The sequence below is a fragment of the Ectobacillus ponti genome, from assembly GCF_024294785.1.
In the GTDB taxonomy this organism is placed as follows: domain Bacteria; phylum Bacillota; class Bacilli; order Bacillales; family Bacillaceae_G; genus Ectobacillus; species Ectobacillus ponti.
Genome location: NZ_JANCLT010000002.1, coordinates 269,436 through 284,102 on the forward strand (window position 1 = coordinate 269,436; position 14,667 = coordinate 284,102).

General features: G+C 51.1%; 11 protein-coding genes and 1 pseudogene. 1 reads left to right on the plus strand and 11 read right to left on the minus strand.

All coding sequences use genetic code 11. The features are described from left to right. Nucleotides 1-229: 229 nt before the first annotated feature. Nucleotides 230-703, plus strand: coding sequence for a sigma-70 family RNA polymerase sigma factor (locus tag NK662_RS04825; protein ID WP_254757772.1), 474 nt, complete (start codon nucleotides 230-232; stop codon nucleotides 701-703). Nucleotides 704-705: 2 nt separating this feature from the next. Here the strand turns inward: NK662_RS04825 and NK662_RS04830 are convergent, their stop codons facing one another. From NK662_RS04830 to NK662_RS04880, 11 genes and pseudogenes are all read right to left on the minus strand, one after another. Then, on the minus strand, nucleotides 706-1,131 hold the full coding sequence (locus NK662_RS04830) for a competence protein ComK (protein WP_254757773.1): 426 nt from the start codon (nucleotides 1,129-1,131) through the stop codon (nucleotides 706-708). 211 nt (nucleotides 1,132-1,342) lie between these two features. Continuing rightward, nucleotides 1,343-1,768, minus strand: a complete 426-nt coding sequence (gene fabZ / locus NK662_RS04835) for a 3-hydroxyacyl-ACP dehydratase FabZ (RefSeq protein ID WP_254757774.1) — start codon at nucleotides 1,766-1,768, stop codon at nucleotides 1,343-1,345. Between the two features lie 81 nt (nucleotides 1,769-1,849). Continuing rightward, nucleotides 1,850-3,406 carry a GGDEF domain-containing protein gene (locus NK662_RS04840; RefSeq protein ID WP_254757775.1) on the minus strand — a complete coding sequence of 519 codons (1,557 nt, stop codon included), beginning with the start codon at nucleotides 3,404-3,406 and terminating at the stop codon, nucleotides 1,850-1,852. A gap of 324 nt (nucleotides 3,407-3,730) precedes the next feature. Then, a pseudogene (tagH, locus tag NK662_RS04845) lies at nucleotides 3,731-4,525 on the minus strand (teichoic acids export ABC transporter ATP-binding subunit TagH); the annotation flags it as partial. 13 nt (nucleotides 4,526-4,538) lie between these two features. Beyond that, nucleotides 4,539-5,342, minus strand: coding sequence for an ABC transporter permease (locus NK662_RS04850; RefSeq protein WP_254758031.1), 804 nt, complete (start codon nucleotides 5,340-5,342; stop codon nucleotides 4,539-4,541). After that, complete coding sequence (locus tag NK662_RS04855) at nucleotides 5,254-6,537, minus strand: CDP-glycerol glycerophosphotransferase family protein (RefSeq protein WP_254757776.1); 1,284 nt, start codon at nucleotides 6,535-6,537, stop codon at nucleotides 5,254-5,256. The genes NK662_RS04850 and NK662_RS04855 overlap by 89 nt, the downstream gene beginning before the upstream one ends. Nucleotides 6,538-6,766: 229 nt before the next feature. After that, a complete protein-coding gene (gene tagD, locus NK662_RS04860) occupies nucleotides 6,767-7,162 on the minus strand; it encodes a glycerol-3-phosphate cytidylyltransferase (protein WP_254757777.1) in 396 nt (131 codons plus the stop codon). A gap of 239 nt (nucleotides 7,163-7,401) precedes the next feature. After that, nucleotides 7,402-8,604: a CDP-glycerol glycerophosphotransferase family protein gene (locus NK662_RS04865; RefSeq protein WP_254757778.1), complete on the minus strand. Its 1,203-nt coding sequence runs from the start codon at nucleotides 8,602-8,604 to the stop codon at nucleotides 7,402-7,404. A 49-nt stretch (nucleotides 8,605-8,653) separates the two neighbouring features. After that, nucleotides 8,654-9,877 carry a glycosyltransferase family 4 protein gene (locus tag NK662_RS04870; RefSeq protein ID WP_254757779.1) on the minus strand — a complete coding sequence of 408 codons (1,224 nt, stop codon included), beginning with the start codon at nucleotides 9,875-9,877 and terminating at the stop codon, nucleotides 8,654-8,656. A gap of 22 nt (nucleotides 9,878-9,899) precedes the next feature. After that, nucleotides 9,900-13,115: a CDP-glycerol glycerophosphotransferase family protein gene (locus NK662_RS04875; protein WP_254757780.1), complete on the minus strand. Its 3,216-nt coding sequence runs from the start codon at nucleotides 13,113-13,115 to the stop codon at nucleotides 9,900-9,902. A 500-nt stretch (nucleotides 13,116-13,615) separates the two neighbouring features. After that, nucleotides 13,616-14,617: a rod shape-determining protein gene (locus NK662_RS04880; protein ID WP_254757781.1), complete on the minus strand. Its 1,002-nt coding sequence runs from the start codon at nucleotides 14,615-14,617 to the stop codon at nucleotides 13,616-13,618. Nucleotides 14,618-14,667: the final 50 nt, after the last annotated feature.

Here is a 14,667-nt window from a genome sequence, read left to right on the forward strand (position 1 = left end):
GTAAGGCGCCGTTCCTGGGGTTCATGGGGTTCAAACAAACGTTTAATTAAATTTTCATTTGTGGCCGTTCAGGGTGTTCGGTATTTGAAATAAGCTGTACGGGCCGGGCAAACCGGGCGTTTGGCCGTTCATACTGCCTGTTTCTTCATGTGAAGCAGCCTCCGGATTCCGGTACTGTAAGGGTACCGCGGAATACAATGGAAGGCGCGTCTTCCCGGAAGGACCGGGCATGAAGCCACGTACGTTTGAGGAGGCTGTGCAGCAATATGAGCCGATGCTGAAGGCACAGCTGAAGAGCTTGTCGCTGTATCGGGATTTGGAGGACTACTACCAGTGTGCACTGGTGGCACTCTGGAAGGCTTATGAGCAGTTTGAAGAGGGCAAGGGCTATTTCGGGGCGTATGCCAAGCAGACCGTGCGCGGCTATTTGCTGGTGCAGCTGCAGCGGGAAAGAAGGCATGAGGAGCGGTTCGCCGCAGCGCCGCATACCATGTTTGAGATGATACCGGCTGAGGAGCAGACGGACCTCTTGGATTGGGACGTGCTGAGTCCGGAGCAATGCCATGTCATTCAAGGGCACTTCTATGGCGGGAAAAGCATGTCGTGTCTCGCACAGGAGATGGGACTGTCGATTCATCAGGTGCGGTATTTGCACCGGACGGCGCTGAAGCTGCTGCAGGCGAGCACGACGCGGGTTATGTAAGTTTAAGAGCGGGGCCTCCATTTGGAAAGCTTATAGCCCAGCTTCGCCTGGGCGCAAATGGCGCGGTCATACTGCAGCCGCATGCTGTCGTAGCCGATATCCACATACAGCTCATGGCCGTTGTGAAAGGTGAAAAGGGTGCCTCTCCCCTGAGGGCGCATTGCTTGGATTCTGTCTACAGAGATACTGATGGTCTTCAAATTCTTCAGCGACTTCGTCGGGAATAGGCATACATGATCTGTAATCGGCAGGGGGATCTTCTTATGGTAGCCTGTATGGTGCCGCACCGCCTCCTGCCTTCCCCGCAGATTGCTGCCGTGCTGGAGACAGGCTTGATTCAGAAGCTCAAGCATGCTCTCCTCCGCATAGATGCTGCCATCTGTCGTCACAATTTCTGTTCTGTACGGAGAACGAAAATGATTACGCAAAAATAAAACCTTCTCACAAAGCTGCAAGGAACCAACCCCTTTCTGGTGATGATTTTATCTTAATATACAACTATCTATTTGTAAACATATTTGTTGTAAAAGTATGAATAATTAAATATTTATGGTCCGTAATGACAACTGCCCTATACAAGAAAGAGGATGCACCAGAAGCCTGCGTACAGGCTTCTGGAAGCATCCTCTTTCTATGTATTTATCGCTCAACCGCAAAGGTGAACTCAGCTTCCATCGCGACCGCATCGCCGACCTTGGATACAGCCTTGCCTTTGCCGATGCCCCGGCGGAAGGACAACAGCTCCACCTCTGTGACCAGCGTGTCGCCCGGCTTCACTTGCTTTCTGAAGCGGCACTTTTCAATTCCGGCAAAGAAGGCAATTTTCCCTTTGTTCTCTTCCATGCTGAGCAGCGCGTAGGCTCCCACCTGAGCGGCATGCTCGACAATCAGCACGCCCGGCATCACCGGGTAGCCAGGGAAGTGTCCGTTGAAGAAGTCCTCGTTGATCGTCACGTTTTTCAAGCCGACAGCACGCTTTCCTACTTCTACTTCCACAATCTTGTCCACAAGCAAAAACGGATAACGGTGCGGCAGAATTTCTTGAATTTGCTGTATATCCAGCATGAGGTTCACCCCTTGATTTATTATCAGGTCTTAATACCTAATTCTATTATCGCATTTCTGCTCGCATTTGTGAACACCTTTTTATTGCGGCATGACCTGATTCCGTCCCGCCTCCTTGGCTTGGTACAAGGCTGCGTCCGCCCCCTGCAGCAGCGCTTTGACATTCGTTCTCGCATTTGGAACGACAGACTTCGCCCCAATGCTGACCGTGACAATGCCCACCGGCGAGCGGGGATGCGGGATGGCCATCTGCCGGATACTGGAATTGACCCGCTTGGCAATGAGAAGCGCTTCCTCGAGCGAGGTGTTGGGCATCAGCACGGCAAACTCTTCTCCGCCGTAGCGGACCGTGTAATCGCTGTGGCGCACCGTCTCATGCAGCTGCTGGGCTACAGCCCGCAGGCAAGCATCTCCCTGGTCATGGCCGAAATGGTCATTGTACGGCTTGAAATAGTCAATATCCATCATCATCAGCGCCAGCGGACGGCGGCTGTGGCACGCCTCCGCCCATTCCCGATGCAGAATCATATCGAAGAAGCGGCGGTTGCGGACACCCGTCAGCGCATCATGATAGACGAGCTCCTGCAGGTTCAGATTCTGCTCCTGCAGCTTCTGCTCCAGGATTTTCCGTTCTGTAATATCCCGGATGTAGACGGTGATGCCCAAGGCGGACGGATACGTGCGCACTTCAAACCAGCCGCCGCGCGGCTCAAAATACTCTTCGAATTCGCATGGCACACGCGCTTCCATCGTACGCCGGTAATATTCTTCAAAGGCCGTTCCCCGGAGATTGGGGAATTCCTCCCATATCCCCTTTCCCAGCAGATCCTCGCGCGTTCTTCCCAAGAAGGGCTCCGCCTTCCTGTTAATATAGATGTAGCGCCAGGAGGTGTCCAGGGAAAGGAAAATTTCTTGAATGCTCTCCAGAATCTCCGTCACCTGCTGGTTGGCCTCTTGCAGCTCCCGGTTCTTCTGCTCGATGGTGACGCTGTTCACTTGGATGCTCGTGGCGAGCCGGCTGATTTCCACATTCTTCTCCCGCAGCATGTTCAGGCTGTCCTGCAGCATGTGGTCCCGCTTCTGTGAACGGGCCCCGCTTCTTAAAATGAAATAAGCCAGCAGGCCGGTCAGCGCGGATGCCCCCCAGAAGTTGAGAAAGAAAAGGGGCGGCGAGACGCTTAAATTCTGCTTCAGCAGATGATAGTACCAGGCTGACAGCAGGCTGACGCTCCAAATCCAGGAGAGAATGGCGCGATAGTGCTGTTGGGTGACAAAGCGGCGGATGACAGCGCTGCCGATGCCGGCGAGCATCACCATGAGGCCGGCTTGCAGGGAAACCAAATTGAACGGATAGAAGGCGCGCGCAGCAGCAATGACAGCCGCCGTCAGCAGGGTGGCACGCACATTAAGAAATGTGGCGGCCATGACAATGGGAATGTGGCGCAAATCCAGGCTGATGCCCATGTACAGAAAGTTAATGCCATAGAGAATGAGCACAATCCCAAGCACACCGTTCCAGAAGCCCAACAGCAGCTGCTGGCGCCAATTTGCCGCAGCGGGCTGTACCTGCGTGAAATTCCCGACCAGCAGATATGCAGCAAGGATGATGAATACGTTGACCAAAATATCTCGAAACATGTCCAGGCTTCCTCTCCAGCAAGCGATTTTTCCTTAGCATAACCGTTTTAGTGGAAATTCTTGCTTCATGGCGGCCCTTCGCTTCATGGGCATGCAAAGCTTTGTTGATTTTTATTCTGTTTCTCGGTTCTCTTGGTCACTCAGCTCTCTCTCGGTCCATTCAGGGATTCCTTTTCTCCCTTTGCTGAACAAATTCATTTTGCAACAGCCGAAAAAGGGACTTCCCGCAGGAAGCCCCCCTTTTCTTCGTATTTCGTATGCTCCTTACCGCTTCCCCCACAATCGGGAGAAGCTCCAGGAGGAAGACGATGCAGCCGCAAGCTCCAAGCCTTCGCCGGCCTGCTTGCGCATGGCGGCTTCCTTGAAGGCCTGCTGCTGCTCCTTGTTCATGTCCTTATACTCCTTCAGGAACTGCTCATAATGCGGAATGACTTCCTCAATTGTTCCATATTCGCGCAATTCCCCATATTCCAACCAGAGCGCCTGCTTGCAGAATTTCTTCACCTGGCCGATGGAATGGCTGATGAAGAAAATTGTCTTGCCGCGCTCCTTGAACTCATCCATCTTGCGCAGGCACTTGTCCGTGAAGGTTTGGTCCCCCACCGAGAGCGCCTCGTCAATGACGAGGATATCCGGGTCCATGTTGACTGAAATGGCAAAGCCGAGCCGGGACTTCATCCCGCTGGAATACTTCTTCACCGGCATGCCGATAAATTTTCCAATATCGGCAAATTCGATAATGGACGGGGTAATGGCCCGAATTTGCTCCTTATCCAGCCCCATCATCAGGCACTTCAGCTCAATGTTCTCCAAACCGGTCAGCTGATTGTTCATGCCCGCGGCAATGGCAATGAGCGAGGCCTGCCCGCGTGTCTCGATGCCGCCGCTTGTCGGCTGGGTCACCCCGGCAATGAGATTGGACATCGTGGACTTGCCGGACCCATTGACGCCGACAATTCCGATGACATCCCCCGCCCCGGCCTCAAAGCTGATATTCCGCAGCGCGTAGAAATCCTCGCCGTAGCCGCCGGGCAGCAGCAAGTCCTTCAGCTTATCCGAACTCTTGCCGTGCATCTTAAACTTCTTCATAACATGATGAAATTTCACTGTGTAACTCATTGCAACAGCTCCATTATAAATAATCCACAAATTGCTTCCGGAATTTCACATGCAGTGCGGAGCCGACAAGCAGCAGCAGCAGAACGAGCGCCCAGAAATAGAGCATATAATGCAGATGCTGATAGAACCAGCCTGTCCCAAGCAGCGCCTGTCTGTAGCCCTCCACAATGTAATAGAAGGGATTCAGCAGCAGCAGCTTCTGCACAGCGTGCGGCAGCTTGTCCGGCGTCCAAAGAATGGGCGTCACGTACATCATCATTCTCATGACAGACTGTACAATCATCTGCACATCCCGGACCACTGTCGCCAGGGTGGATGTAATCAGCGATAAGGCAAAAATCATCATCACCATGGCAAATGTATAATACGGCAGCTGGAGCAGATGAAGCGAAATGCCCCGGCCGGTGAACAGAAACCCGATCATTACAACCCCTGTCAGAATGAGGTGCTGATACAGCTGGGATGCGATCACATAGCTGGGAATCACGCTCATTGGAAAGTTGATCTTGGAAATCAACGCAATTCTTGTGTAGATGGCTTTCGAGGACTGCAGCACCGCCGGATTCAGAAAGAACCAGACGAGCAGCCCGACAGACAGCCAGTAGATGAAGGGAACACCTTCCACGCCCTTCCCGCCCCGTATGCCAAACCCGAATACAAACCAATAGATGCTCAACTGGATGAGCGGATTGATGACCTCCCACAGCATTCCCAAGTGGTTGCTGTTGTTACTGATTTTCAGCTCGTATAAGGACAGCCGTCTGATCAGGTACAGACTGCCGATCTGCTCCCGAAGCACCATAATCATTGCTTTCATCATCTTGTGCCTTTCTAAAGAAGATTTGCTCCACTGCCCGCTTTGTGGCGGCTCCATCCTCCAGCCGGCAATAGCGGTTGTAGAACACATTGTATTTCTCTTGGAACCTGCCAAGCCCATGCTCCTCATAATAGCGGATGGCCCCGAGCACCTGCGGGGTCGTCTCCACAAGCGGGCCTGGCGCCTGCTTCTCGAAATCGAAATAGAAGCCGCGCAGCGTATCGCGATAGTTCTCCAAATCGTAGGTGTAGAAAATGATCGGCCGCTTCAAATTCGCATAGTCAAAGAAGACAGAGGAGTAATCCGTAAGCAAGAGATCCGCAGCCAGGTACATTTCATTAATATCGCCGCGCTGGGAGAAATCGAAGGCAAATCCGGCAAACGGCTCCAGGTTGAGATGCTCTGCCACGAGGTAATGCATCCGCAGCAGAATGATATATTCTCCGCCCAGCTCCCGCTGCAGCAGCTGCAAATCCAGCTCCAAGTCAAACTTGTACTTGCCTTGCTGATAGAACTGGTTGTCGCGCCAGGTCGGCGCGTACAGAATGATCTTCTTATCCTGCGGCAGCCCGTACTTGTCCTTGATCCGGCGGATGTGCGCCGCATCAGCTCTATAGAGAACATCGTTGCGCGGATACCCTTCCTCCACCACCTGCCTGTTGAACCAGAAGGCCCGGCGGAAGATGGCCGTGGAATATGCATTGGGAGACAGGAGATAATCCCAATTGCGCGATTCCTTGTAGAAGTTTTCCTTATACGCCTCCGTTGTGGTGCCCGGCATATGCACCTCTTCCATGTCGCCGGCCAGCCGCTTCAGCGGTGTGCCGTGCCAGGTCTGCACGTACACCGTATGCTTCGGCTTCGGAATCCACAGCGGCATCCGGCTGTTCGTCACCCAATACCGCGCGCGGGCGAGCAGGTAGAACCATCTGATGGAGAAGCGCTTCACATGCGGAATTCCTTTTTCCGCAAACAACCCGGCCGCATCGGCATTCACACTCCATACCATTTGAAAATCCGGATGGTGCTCCCGCATATATTCATAGATGGCCCGCGGGTTGCAGCTGTATTGCTTGCCCAGAAAGCTCTCAAACATCACAAGCCGCTCCCGGACCGGAAGCCGGCTCATGCAAACAAACATGCGCCTCAATAGTCTGGTGATGAGGCCTCTTCTAATCTTTGTTATCGTATTCATCCATTCTTACCCCAATGATGTTTACTAGCGGAAGCCCTATATCCGGCTTACACGTTTCCTTGTTATCCATACAGTACATATAGATATATTTCTATCATCCATGAATGGAAAAGAAGCATGTACCAAGCTTCCTATAAGTCCAGTACATGCTTTTCCCCGCTCCGGCAAGGCGCCGGATGCTTAGATGTTTTTTTCGCCGCATCTCCGGCATGAACAAGCAGTGCACCGCTTATCTTCTGGCAGCTACAAGCTCCTTTTTGATTTTGGTGGTGGAAATGCCGATGGTACGGGGCAAGTACATAACCTCACAATGATCCCGCAGAAAATCAAAATGCCCCTTCCAGTCATCCCCCATTACAAATACATCCACATCTTGCTCGAGAACATCACTAACCTTCTGGTCCCAATCATATTCAGGAATCACTTCATCCACATAACGAATGGCTTCTAAAATCATTTTGCGGTGCGCATAGTTGTGATAGGACTTCTTGCCCTTCCGCCCATTAAACTCATCAGTTGAGAGAGCCACAATCAGGTAATCTCCCTGCTCCTTCGCGCGTCTCAGCAAATTCACATGTCCCCAATGCAGCAGGTCGAATGTTCCGTACGTGAGTACTTTCCGCATCCTCTCCCTCCCTCCTTTACCTTGTACATCAGCCTTTCCTGCACCGCAGGAAAAGCTGTCCCATAGAAAACACTTACAGAATATGAAATCTCTATTCAAGCATCCATATACTTTACTATAATTTAATATTAATAATTCACAGATTTACACATATACTTCCGTTGAATTCATAGAGAGGATTATAGCATGGCCTATATATATGTGTCATGTGTTTCGGAAAGGAAAAGAATAACAGCTTATCATGGACGTTCCGGCGGCAGGCCCCCTGTATGCCGCCCGCCAAGCTGCCGCCGCATAGCCTCTACGAAGCCTTCACTTGCGCGCCCGTTTGAATATTGATTCCAATCCTCGGCGAAGCGTTGAATTCTTTCATAGTCAAATTGGTTGCTCCGGATGGCCTCAATCAGGGCCTCCGTATGGAACACAACCGGTCCTGGCACATCCTCATACCTGCCGATGATGCCCCGCTTCTTCCTGTACCGCTGCAGGTCATAGGCAAAGAAAATCATGGGCTTGCCCAGCAGGCTGAACTCCACCGGAATGGAGGAATAATCGGTGACGAGGATATCTGTAAGGAGAAGAAGATCGTTGATATCCGGATGCTGGCTATAGTCGTATACAAACGTTTCATAGCGCCGGTCATACTCCATCAGATGCCGGATGGCCGGATGAAGCTTCATAACCAGGATATAATCCTCATGCAGGGCCTGATACATCCTTTCCATATCAAGCTGCAGCCGGAATTCTTTCAATTCCTTATCACGGAAGGTCGGTGCATACAGAATGACCCGTTTTCCGCGCAGCTTCGGGTTCTCCTTCAGCAGCCGCGAAAGAATGTCCTGCTTCCTTTTCTCATCGAAAAACAAATCTGCCCTCGGAATGCCGGTCTTAAGCAGCTGGTGCTCCTCCACTCCAAAGGCCTCCTTGTAAATCTCCCCCTGGAGATCGGAACCAACCACAATTTGATGAAAATTTGCGTACACCCGGCGAAACCGTTTCTGCGCTTTCCCGCTCCGTCTATAGAAGGAAGGCGTCATCATGCCAAACTTCTTCACTGCACCCGCTGCGTGCCACGTCTGCACGCATTGCACACCCTTCTTGAAGCGGACGCCGGCCAGAAATCCAAAGTAATTATCCACAATCACCTGCGAGGCTGTTGCCAAATGATAGGCAGCCCTCAGCATATTCAACGGGCTTGCCGTTTCAAATGGGAAAGCCTTCGCCTCTGGATAAGCCCCCAGGTTGTACTGGCATGTTTCCTTATATAAAAACACAACCTGATACTGCAAGCCCTGCCTCAGCATCTCTTCGTATATATAGGTTGCATTGTCTCCATACGAAACCACAAATGTTACCTTCCTTTGGAGAGGCATCATTTTAAAGAGAGCAAACAGCACTTTGAACACAAACAAATATGCTGCAACCAACATCTCCCGCTGCATACAATCACCTTTCCCCGGTTCTGGTTCAGGAGCAGATGGAGCAGGCTGCCTATACTGCTGTTCCCTTCCTCACATCCCGCTCCTCTGTTCCCTTGTTCTCCGGGAACTTTAGTTCACTCTGCTCCTTCAGTATGTGCTCCCACTTCCCGCCGACGACGTCGAAGGTGTAGCTGAGCACGTTCTTTTTCGCGCGCTTGCCGTATTCCTTGCGCAGCTCTTCGGATTCCATCAGCCGGACAAGGCCATCGGCGAGCGCTTCTACATTTCCTTCCTCAATCAGCAGCCCATCCTCCTGGTGGCGGATGATTTCCTTCGGTCCGGCACAGGCAAAGCTTACACAAGGCAGCCCTACAGACATTGCTTCAATGATAACCATTCCGAAGGACTCCTCACGGGAGCTCAGGGCATAGACCGAGGCATTCTCCATTTCCTTCAAGACATCACTTGTTTTCGGCATCAGATAGATATTATTGAAGGTCTTTGTTTCCATAATTTGATCTCTCAGCGCTTTCTCTTCGCGGCCGCCCCCGAAAATCTTCAGCTTCCAGTCCGGGTGCTTCTCCAGCACCTTGGAAAAGGCGGAGATTAACAGGTCGAAGCCCTTCTCCGGCACATAGCGGCCGGCAGCAATTACCGTCTTCTGATTCAGCTTGGCTGTCTCTTTTGGGACAGCAGTGGCATTTTCAACCTTATAGAGCGCAACCTTGCTGCCTTTCAGGACCTCACTGTAGCTCTCAATCTCCGAATCAGTCAAGCAAGTTAAGGCATCCAGCTTCCTGTAATGCTTGCGAATCTTTTTGCGCAGACTGGGGCCGTGCCCGGCAAAGTACTTGTGCTCCTGCCCAATCTTAATGACCTGAGGGCTGACATACTTGGTTGCCAAAATGTTAAAGGAAGGAATGGTCGTAATGAAAACACCCTCCTTCACCTGCCTCAGCGCCGCAATGATTTTCAGGTCAACGAACAGATTGAACATGTGGTACAGGTCCTCGGCTTTATCTATAAAAACACTTGGGAGTTTCATAAGAATTCTCTTAATGATCTTTTGGTACAACGGTGTATGCTTTCCGAACAGCTTCCCGCGCCTTGCGTCAAAGATTGTCTTGATGGTAATGCGCCCATCCAGCTCAAACATCGGCTTGGCGCTTGTTCGTCTGACACTGATAATCTCCACCTCATAGTTTCGGGAGGCAAAGTAGTTGGCCGTATTGGAAACTGTCCTTACCGTCCCGCCCATTCCAAAGATATTGTATACAAGAAATGTAATCTTCAAGCTTCCGCCTCCATTCTGAACGTCACTTCTCTCTCAGCTTCTTGACTTCTTGATAAATCCGCTCGGCATTCTTGCGGTCGTGGTATGCGAAATAGCGCTCAGATTGCAGCAGAAACCTTGGCTTATAGCGGAAATCACGCTCCGCATATTCTTTGATATACTGGATGACCTGCCCGCCTGTATCAGCGATATCCCCATTCAAGTCCCGCTTCAGATCCACATAGGAGCCGCGGTGCTTCAGGTATTCCTGCAAATCGAACTGGTAGAAAATGACCGGCTTGCGCATATAATCGAAATCAAATACAACGCTGGAGTAGTCTGTAATCATCAGCGAGCTGCTTTGCATCAAGTCCTTTACACTTTCCTCGCCAACCTCCACGATTTGAACGCGCGGATTCTCCGATTGAAAGTAGTCACGATATTTCCTTTGAATCTCAATATGCGGGAAGAACTTCAACACAAGATTGTACTTGTCCAGCAAAGCATGCAGATCCGGGTTTTCCAGCAGCCCGCGGTAATGCTGGTAGAAGTCAGAGGACAAGAAGTCCGCTTTGGAATCCACCAGCCATTCCCGCCAGGTCGGGATCAACAGAATCTCCTTTGCCTCCTTCTCACCGCTTGTATCCGCCAGTGTGTCGAAGCGCGCCAGGCCTGTGACCATAATCTGCTCTTCCCTGAAGTTCATTTCCTTGACCAGAATGTCCTTCTCCTGCTCAGAAGACACTACAAACTTCCGAATCATGCCGTTATAAGATTTACGGTTGAACATCAGCCGCTTCATGGCAATGATCCCGTGCTGCAAATAGATAATTTGCTTGGTGTTGATCCCCATCTTGTTATGCACATAGCTCGGGGCCGTATCGCGGATGCCATGACTGACCAGCATGTACTGCGCCAAGTGATACAGCACCAGATGCCGGAAGCTGTCATAACGGATCACATGGCGGCGGTGCTTGTCCAGGTTCTCAGCATTCTTGTTATTCTCTTTGCTGACATAGTAGACCCGCTCAGCCTTCTTTCCTGCACAATGCTCGAAGAAGGCAAATCCATTATCCTGCGCCACTTCGCCCAAATTCTCGCCCACCAGCCAGATTGGCTTCTTGAGCACCTGCTGCAGCAGGCGGGCAGCTCCCTTGGCAGCCAGAAACCGCAGTGCCTCAGCTTTCCGTTCAAATGCCCGTAAGTCCCGAACCTCACTCGTCATGAGACCGGTTTTTCGATCAAAAAAGACCGAGAAGAAGGCCTGCTTGCCGATTTTTATCGCATTCCTTTTAAAGAGCGAGTTCTTATGAATCAGCTTCTGGTCCTTCGCGTATACCCTTGTCCTGAGGACGAAGCCATTTACTGCCGCTGTCAGATCCATCCGCCACTGTCCGGCTGACAGCCCCTCTTCGCGGAGGGCGTCCACCGGTAGCTCGAACGTATACACGCCGTCCGCAAACGCACCCGGCCCAAAGCCAAATGCAAAGTCCTCCTGCTCATTTCTGAATACAAGCTGGACACTCTCCAGCCTGAAGGACTGTGCAAGGTGCGGCCGAATCAGAATTTGCACCCCGGAACGGCTCATGTGCAACGCTTCACATTGCGCCTCCAAGGAATGCCGGAGCGCCACTGCCAGTTCATTCCTGCCCGTATAATGAGGCTGCACCCGCAGCGGGTACCCCTCTATGTCATTGTGCAGGGCCGGATATATAATGGCCTGCTTCTTATGCAGGATATCATCGGCATTGAACTGCAGCCTGAAGCTGAAAGGGTCTCCCTCTATCTCGCCTTCAGCTACGACATACAGGTCCAACTCCTGCCCATGCTGGATACGGAAGGCAGACCAATCATAGGAGGACACAAAACAACACTTGCCCCCGCGCTCTTCAAAATGGTTGACACAACCAAGCGTTACTTCGCCGGCGGCATCCTGCAAATACATATCCTTCAGGCGAAGCTCGAAGTGATCCGCCCAAACAGAACCCCTTACCGTAATCCGCCCATCCTCATAGTCGAGCCTTGTAATGTCGCCATATATCGTCTCTTCCCTGACCAAAAGAGCCAGCGTGTTATCCTGCGCTTGATACGGACGCACCCTCCTGATGAGGCCGTTCCCGTTATATACAGTCTCCGGCAGGATCAGAAAGTGAACGGACGAATGCTGCACGGAATCCGCCTTTAATGGCACACGCCCCTCTGCACCGGGAAGCTGAAATCCGATAGACATGTCCCATGCGCCTGTTTCCTTCAGGAAGCCGGCTTCCCTCAGGCTGCATTCGCCCTGGAAGGAGCCTTGCACCGATTGAAGCGGATAGACCCTTTCGCTTCTGGACACCCTGTGGGTGAGAACCAGCCTGGAAACCGCAGGCTCTAAATCTATTTCTGCCGCAAGGGCTGCCTGTCCCTTAATAAACAGCTTATTGTCACGTATATACAACTGTTCCACCGTGGTTTGTATCAGCTCTTCACCGCAGCTTTCCAGGCTGAAGAAGAGTTCGTTCCAGCTGGTGCGTCCGGCCTTTAAGCTGTGCAGTGTCCCGTTATCATTGACATAACGGCCCGGCAGCTCTTTGCCGGCATAGTGCACCGGGACCTGAAGCGGTTCATTCTCAAGCCTTCCGCAGCAAAACAAATCCCACTGTCCGCTGTACAACTCCCTATCGCTTATATGGAGAGAAAAGGTATATGCACTGATCTGGAACGCTGTCTGCTGAAGCTGCTCCTGCGTAATCCGGTGCTGAAGGAAAAACCCCGAAATTGAAACACCGGCCTGCTTCAAAGGAGCTTCAAATATACCCGTTACCCGAAATCCTTCCTCTGCCGGCTGTATTCCTTTTACATTTATATTTAAATATACTGGTCCTTCTACTAACACATGTACCAGGGAATCTCTAAGATTCCTCGTATCTATCCTTATCGTTTGCTGCTTGGTGTATAGAGAGAACGGCTTCGCCAAGCCATTCTGCAAATCTAACATCATCCGGTCCCCATCCAGATTCAAGGCCAACTGCAAGGTGCCGACGCCCTGGATTCCAGTAAACTCTTGAATGGGAACTGTACAAATCATTTCCTTGTGCTGAACCGATGGAGAAGAAACTGGGAAAATTGTCTGGGCATCTTCTGTCTGACGCAATACCAATCCTTCCATTACATCAGCAATAGCTGAGATCTTCTCATCTGTATCTACTTGGATTACAAAAGAAACTGCATCATCTGACACAGTTTGGACGTCCCGGAGAAACAGCTGTATCTTCAACTTAATCTTGCCCCCATTATACTTGTAAGTCTCTACAAAGATTCACTCGTACGAGTATATCATATTCTGTCGAAATTTTGTTTTTCATCATAAAATCCTAATATTCACACAGGTCATCCCAGCTTCTTGAATTGCTCAAATCATAAATACCTATATAGGTATTTATAGGCATAAAAAAAAGCATACACCCTTCCTGAAAAAAGCAAACAATGGTGGAAGCCATACCTCTAGACACGGAGGTAAGAAGGGTGTATGTCCAAGTTAGGGGAAAGGCAATATGCAAGATTCGATCCACTTTTGAAGTGGAGCACGTTGCCCCATGTGTCGTATTCAATCATGATTATAAAGTAGTGCAGAGAAAAATGGAAATGGCAAATTTGGTATTTTTGGTGGGAATCCGGTCCATTTGCTCCATTTTTCTGGCTTTTTCTTTTATTTCCTTAATTCAAGATATTTCTTCTCGAAAAAAGGCCGCCTCCCTGGGGAGACGGCTCTCATTCTTACAGCAGGCTGCGGCGCGGCAGCTTGTCGATGTTCTCAAGCATAATGCCTGTTCCGATTGCCACGCACTGCATTGGGTCTTCCGCGATCAGCACCGGCACGTGCAGCTCTTCTGCCAGCAGCATGTCGATGCCGTGCAGCAGCGCGCCTCCGCCGGTCAGGATGACGCCGCGGTCAATGATGTCCGCAGACAATTCAGGCGGCGTGCGCTCGAGCACACCCTTGGCAGCTTGTACAATAATAGAAGCGTTTTCCTTCAGCGCCTGCTGGATTTCTTCAGAACCGACTGTAATCGTACGCGGCAGGCCTGTTACCATGTCACGGCCGCGGATGTCGATTTCTTCCTTGCGTGCGCCTGGGAATACCGTTCCGACTTTAATCTTAATGTCCTCTGCTGTACGCTCACCGATGAGGAGCTTGTACGTGCGCTTGATGTAGCTGAGGATTTCGGCGTCGAACTTGTCGCCCGCCATTTTGATGGAGGAGGAGGTTACAATATCGCCCATGGAAAGCACTGCGATATCCGTTGTCCCTCCCCCAATGTCCACCACCATGTTGCCGCTTGGCTGGAAGATGTCCATGCCTGCGCCGATGGCCGCAACCTTTGGCTCTTCTTCCAGATATACCTTCTTGCCGCCGGACTTCTCAGCCGCTTCACGGATTGCTTTCTGCTCCACGGATGTGATATTGGTTGGACAGCAGATCAGAATACGAGGCTTGGATAGGAATCCTTTTACATTTAATTTATTAATAAAATGCTTCAGCATTGCTTCAGTAATATCAAAGTCTGCGATAACCCCGTCTTTCAAAGGACGAATTGCAACAATATTGCCAGGCGTACGTCCCACCATGCGTCTTGCTTCTTCCCCAACAGCCAAAACTCTTCCTGTATTACGGTCAATCGCTACGACAGACGGCTCATTCAATACAATACCTTTTCCTTTAACATGAATCAAAACGTTGGCTGTGCCAAGGTCGATCCCGATATCTCTCGCAAACATTCCTGCCTTATCCTCCTTGGTAATGCCCCCTCGATAAGGGTCCCGAATTC

Bases quoted from the DNA above. Each gene is read 5' to 3' on its own strand.
- NK662_RS04825 (WP_254757772.1), top strand. From the start codon at position 230: ATGAAGCCACGTACGTTTGAGGAGGCTGTGCAGCAATATGAGCCGATG.
- fabZ (WP_254757774.1), bottom strand. From the start codon at position 1,768: ATGCTGGATATACAGCAAATTCAAGAAATTCTGCCGCACCGTTATCCG.
- NK662_RS04840 (WP_254757775.1), bottom strand. From the start codon at position 3,406: ATGTTTCGAGATATTTTGGTCAACGTATTCATCATCCTTGCTGCATAT.
- NK662_RS04850 (WP_254758031.1), bottom strand. From the start codon at position 5,342: ATGAAAGCAATGATTATGGTGCTTCGGGAGCAGATCGGCAGTCTGTAC.
- NK662_RS04855 (WP_254757776.1), bottom strand. From the start codon at position 6,537: ATGAATACGATAACAAAGATTAGAAGAGGCCTCATCACCAGACTATTG.
- tagD (WP_254757777.1), bottom strand. From the start codon at position 7,162: ATGCGGAAAGTACTCACGTACGGAACATTCGACCTGCTGCATTGGGGA.
- NK662_RS04865 (WP_254757778.1), bottom strand. From the start codon at position 8,604: ATGCAGCGGGAGATGTTGGTTGCAGCATATTTGTTTGTGTTCAAAGTG.
- NK662_RS04880 (WP_254757781.1), bottom strand. From the start codon at position 14,617: ATGTTTGCGAGAGATATCGGGATCGACCTTGGCACAGCCAACGTTTTG.